The organism is Nostoc sp. CHAB 5715 (assembly GCF_020829685.1).
In the GTDB taxonomy this organism is placed as follows: domain Bacteria; phylum Cyanobacteriota; class Cyanobacteriia; order Cyanobacteriales; family Nostocaceae; genus Nostoc.
In genome coordinates, this window is record NZ_JAIVFR010000557.1 from 1 (window position 1) to 5,077 (window position 5,077).

Consider the following 5,077-nt stretch of genomic DNA (forward strand, 5'->3'; position numbering starts at 1 on the left):
CAAACTAATCCATCAACCGACTCCAACAATAATAGAATAGAAAAGAAATCTCCAGTCAAAATTGAGTTTAACGAATCATTATCACAGCCACACACTTCTGTTTTATTAGCACCGGCTCAGTCTGTGAGTGAAAATGATGGATTGCAAGTACAGTTAGATATAGGGAGAGAATAATGAGAGAAGAATTAGAGAAATAGCACCGCTATTTCTCTACAAGGGTTCTGGATAACGCATATATTTGGCTCCTATAAGAAATGCGATCGCATTTCCTGCGGGCCTTGTGCGCCATCGCACATTTTGAAGGACGAATGCATTTTCGGGCAAACAAAGTGCTAACTAGGCAAAGATGAAGTCTCTAGAAACACTGACATTGGTAGTGTCTTGAACGTGGAAACGCTTCCTCAAAGGTAATGCCATTGATGCTTCTGTATTCAAAGCGTTTTGTCAAGTTTTGAGTTTGAATTGGCAAGATTTGCTCGAACGTCCCCTCAACTCGTCTCTATCTGATAAAACCCAAATTCCAAATATTCCTTTGTTCTTTGGGCGACGTTACGAACTGGCGACACTCACCCAGGCAATTGAGCAAGGAACACGCTTGATTGCAATTACAGGGATGGGGGGAATCGGCAAAACGGCTGTAGCAGCAAAACTTGCCACAGCTTTGCAATCTAGTTTTCAGCAAACTCTGTGGTTTGGGTTTCATCTGACTCCACCAACAATAGATTCGCTTCCGTCTTTACCACCAGAAACTCTGTTAGTTTTTGATGGTTGGGATCGGATTTTGGGTGGCGATGTCTGCGACGGGCTACGCCTACGCGCGGGGCAATATCGTTTAAAATACGAATCCTATGCTGAATTTTTGCGATCCGTAGTGCAAACAAATCATTCGAGTTGTGTGATTTTGACTAGTCGAGAACAACCAGAGGGATTAAATACCTTGAGTGGGAATGGTGCAGTTATTTTCCCACTCGGTGGTTTGATGGAAGGGGCAATTGAGCTTTTGCAGCATCATCAACTTACCTTTGATGCCCAGCAGTGGATTTTCCTGGTAAATCAGTATGGTGGCAATCCCTTATTTTTAAACATGGCAGCAAATTTTATTCACGAATTATTTGCTGGGGATGTGGGAGAATTTTTAGCTTCTGGAACCTTAGTTACGGGCGAATTTGAACCACTAGTGGCGCAATGGTTGAGGCAGATTTCGCTGCTAGAACAAACCTTAATCAAGTGTTTGGCTATACAAGCGCAGGGATTTACTCGTGAAGAAATACTATTACATCTTAGGAATCATCTTTCAAATGGAGATATTTTAGCTGCGCTTTTATCCTTAAAACGCAGGGCATTAGTAGAAACCATCAAAGACGATAATAAGGAACGCTTTTTTTTACAACCCGTAATTTTTAAATGCGTACAGCGTTTATTTCTCTCGAAAGAGTAGCAGCCAAACTCATTTAATTGCCACCACATCCGCCACCACCTCCGTCACCACCTCCGCCACCACCTCCGTCACCGCCGCTACTGCTACTACTACCGTCACCACCACTGTAAGGTGTAGGTTGGGTTGAGGAACGAAACCCAACATTATCAGGGCTTTGTTGGGTTTCACTTCGTTCAACCCAACCTACGATTCTACCTCCGTCACCACTATAACCACCGTCACCACCACTGTAAGTACTATAACCACTGTTACCACTGTAACTACTGCCACTCCTTCCACGGAATATAAAGATTCAGCTCACCACCTAACTGATCCAAAATTGAGCTTGAAGCTGATTGCCAAGGGTGTAGCCAGTGAGTGGTAAGCTAAGTACAGCTTTGCGTAAAATCGTGGCAAATTGAGGGTTGAAATTTAAACGCAGAGGGTCGCAGAGGTAAGCGCAAAGGTACGCAGAGAATTTGCTACGAATTAATGAAATGTTGTACTTAGGGTTTTCTGTCTGCTAAAAGAGAGTCTGTCTGGAAGTCTGTCGTCTGTGTCAATTGCTGCATAAAAATTCTGTATAATTTTCAGTAATTTCAATGCTGTTTGCATCTAGCCAATCCTAAATTTATGGCATACTGCATCAATCCAGATTGTTTGCAACGAAAAAATTCCGATAATTGTGCAGTATGTGAAAACTGTAAAACGCCACTTATACTGCAAAACCGTTACCGAATTAAGCATCCTCTGCAAATTGATAGGTATCGCTATACAGAAGTATTTGAAATCGAAGATTTAGTTAATCAGGCTCAACCCAAGGTTCTCAAGTCACTCAAGGAAGTTACGCCGGATTTACTGCGATTATTTGAGCAAGAAGCATCAATACTAACAAGTTTGCAGCATCCTGGTTTACCTGCTGGCGAAACACTATTTCCGCTAGTTTTGCATACGAGTCGCCAATTGCGCTGTTTGGTAATGGAGAAAGTTGAGGGTGAAGATTTACAGAGTTGGCTTGCTCACCATCAATACTTAACATCCCATAAACAAGCATTAGATTGGCTAAAACAATTGACGCAGATTTTGCAATTTGTGCATGAAAATGGCTATTTTCATCGAGATATCAAGCCGTCAAATATTATGCTCCGCCCCGATGGAAAATTAATTTTAATTGATTTTGGGACGGCGCGGAATTTGTTGCAAACTATTGTGAATGGAAAATCGATCACGGTAATTCATTCTATTGGATATAGTGCTCCTGAACAACTTGAGGGACACGCTGTTCTCCAGTCGGATTTCTACGCTCTTGGTTGGACTTTTATTTATTTAATCACAGGTATTGACCCAGCTGGCGATCGCCGTCAAGATTTACCTAGTTGGTTTAAGTATATTAAAGATAAACAAACCCCTAAAAGATTTATTGATCTGATTCAGGCAATGACGAGTTATCATCCACAGAAACGTCCGCCAACAACTCAAGCCATTCTAGAAAAGATTGAGAACATTAATAACTATTCTTTGGTGCAATGGCAAAAATTATTACTGGGTGCGACTTGTGGTGTTTTGCTGTTCGTCGTTGCAAAATCGCTGTATGAGGCAATAACTCTAGCTCAGACTTGCGATTATATCCCAGACGATCATCTCAGTTGTGGTGAAGAAAGCCTAATACCTGCAAGCTATTGGGGAAATGGTCAGCCACCACTAGCAAAGCAATTAGCTATTGAAGAGTATCGCAGCAAAAATTTTTCGGCAGCTTATGATCTATTTAAAACTGCTTTCAATCAGGAGTCAGATCCAGAAACTTTAATTTACCTCAACAACGCCAAAATTCAAATGCAATTTCCAGCAGCACTGATTCGCACCATCGCAGTTGCAGTTCCCTTGGAACGTCGTACTACCATAGGTCTAGAAATACTCAAGGGTGCTGCTCAAGCTCAGACTGAGGCATTGAAAAACGGTCTATCCTTACGGATAATTATCGCTAATGATAGTAATCGTGACGATAGCAAAGCCGGAAATGATGCCCGCAAAATTGCTCAACAATTGGTGAAATATTCAGATTTACTGGCTGTTTTGGGTCATTACAGCAGCGAAGCCACTAAACAATCCCTACCAATTTATACCCAAGCAAGGGTAGTTTTAATTTCTGCAACCAGCACTTCAGATAACCTCAAAAGTCCTTTTTTCTTCCGTACCACCTCCAGCGCTCGGATTACCGCCCAAAAAATGGCAACTTACGTATTCTCTCAATTACAACAGAGACAAGTTGCTATTTTTTACAGTCAGGGCAGTGAGTATGCCGAATCTCTATCTGGGGCGTTTCGAGAAGCGGCTAAATCGTTTCCAGGTAATGTTATTGATCACGAACCAGCCTTCAATCTCGCCACCGATAGCTTTAATGCCAAAGCGGCATTAAATCAAGCAAAAACCAAAGGTGCAACGGTGATTGTCCTTATCCCAGATCCAGGAGTAGGATTGTATAACGCGATTCCCAATGCTTTACGAGTAATTAAGTCCAATGTCAACCAATTTTGGATTGTTGCGGGTAGTACTCTCTACACTTCTGACTTACTCAAACCAGATAAAGGTCTGTCGCTACAGCAAATCCAACGTCTGGTATTAGCGATCGCATGGCATCCCGCAAACGATATTAACTCCTCGTTTGTACGCCAAGCTCAAAGCCTTTGGAAAATTGCTCCAATTGATCTTACCTGGCGAACCGCCACCAGCTATGACGCAGTATTGGTTTTAAGCAAAGCCTTGACGGCAAATCCTACCCGCATCGGCATTCAGAAAACACTTGCAAATCCTCAATTCTCGGTTACAGGCGCAACGGGAGTCATTCAATTTCAAAGGGGCGATCGCCACAATGGCAAAATTACAATGGTTACAGTGCGCCGCAATTGTAATTCTAACGATTTTATGTTTACAGTCACCACTTACAGAGCTAGCGGGTGCTTTTAAATCCTTGAATGGGGCAGAGGTAGCTTTCTTACCTAACTAAATCTGCCTTCCTGAGTCGCTAAATATGCAATCATTTTGCAGTAAAATTAATCGTCTAGATAAGAGGAGGGCTTTTAGATGACTCGTGTCATCATTGTGAGCGCAAGTACACGACCTCATTACTATCGCGGTATGCAGAAAGACGGCAAAGGAGTTAAGAGAGTTTGAGGTAATAAATGGTAATCCCAGAATTGGACTAAACCATATTGAGTCTGAGGAAATGCTAGCTAAGATAGCTAAGGTGAAAGTTGAATTTGCCCGTTATCGTTCCGGCACTGCAAAGGAGAGAATCAATAGAGCTATGCAAGAGCTAGAATATCCAGTTTTTAAAAAAGTTGTTTAATAAGTTATTTAACATCTCAAGATTATAGAGGGAGGTAGATCACTCCCTCTTTTTTTTGTCCAGTGCTTCCTGGATAGCATCTCTACAAAATTGTGGTGGATCGTCTTGCGCTTTAACCTCTTCTTTCATTTCCTTGGTGACACGAAAATTTAATTGTTCGGTTAACTCCTTGCTTGGTTGATTGTCGAAATTTTCAGGTGTTCCTTTGGGGTTGGGCATTGTTGAGAGATGTAAATATAGCTTGAATGTTTTGTGAACAGAAGAATAGAGTTTAAAACGGTGGTGATACTAGCCTGGAAAACAGTTCACCACCG

5 protein-coding genes are annotated in these 5,077 nt (G+C 41.9%); 3 read left to right on the forward strand and 2 right to left on the reverse strand.

The genetic code is table 11. The annotated features are described in order from the left end of the window. The first annotated feature begins 457 nt into the window (after positions 1-457). On the forward strand, positions 458-1,438 hold the full coding sequence (locus tag LC574_RS25940; protein ID WP_229456410.1) for an ATP-binding protein: 981 nt from the start codon (positions 458-460) through the stop codon (positions 1,436-1,438). A 9-nt stretch (positions 1,439-1,447) separates the two neighbouring features. Here the strand turns inward: LC574_RS25940 and LC574_RS25945 are convergent, their stop codons facing one another. Then, positions 1,448-1,606, reverse strand: coding sequence for a hypothetical protein (locus LC574_RS25945; RefSeq protein WP_229456411.1), 159 nt, complete (start codon positions 1,604-1,606; stop codon positions 1,448-1,450). On the opposite strand from LC574_RS25945, the gene LC574_RS25950 reads away from it, so the two are divergent. Both LC574_RS25950 and LC574_RS25955 read left to right on the forward strand, forming a co-directional pair. After that, positions 1,596-1,802, forward strand: a complete 207-nt coding sequence (locus LC574_RS25950; RefSeq protein WP_229456412.1) for a hypothetical protein — start codon at positions 1,596-1,598, stop codon at positions 1,800-1,802. The two genes, LC574_RS25945 and LC574_RS25950, sit on opposite strands and share 11 nt — an antisense overlap. A 248-nt stretch (positions 1,803-2,050) precedes the next feature. Continuing rightward, entirely contained in the window at positions 2,051-4,381 is a 2,331-nt protein-coding gene (locus LC574_RS25955) for a bifunctional serine/threonine-protein kinase/ABC transporter substrate-binding protein (RefSeq protein ID WP_229456413.1), read from the forward strand. Positions 4,382-4,802: 421 nt separating this feature from the next. Here LC574_RS25955 and LC574_RS25960 read toward each other — a convergent pair whose 3' ends face one another. Then, a complete protein-coding gene (locus LC574_RS25960; RefSeq protein ID WP_229456414.1) occupies positions 4,803-4,982 on the reverse strand; it encodes a hypothetical protein in 180 nt (59 codons plus the stop codon). Positions 4,983-5,077: the final 95 nt, after the last annotated feature.

Excerpts from the sequence above, each read along its gene's own strand:
- LC574_RS25960 (WP_229456414.1), bottom strand. The coding sequence starts at position 4,982 with ATGCCCAACCCCAAAGGAACACCTGAAAATTTCGACAATCAACCAAGC.
- LC574_RS25955 (WP_229456413.1), top strand. The coding sequence starts at position 2,051 with ATGGCATACTGCATCAATCCAGATTGTTTGCAACGAAAAAATTCCGAT.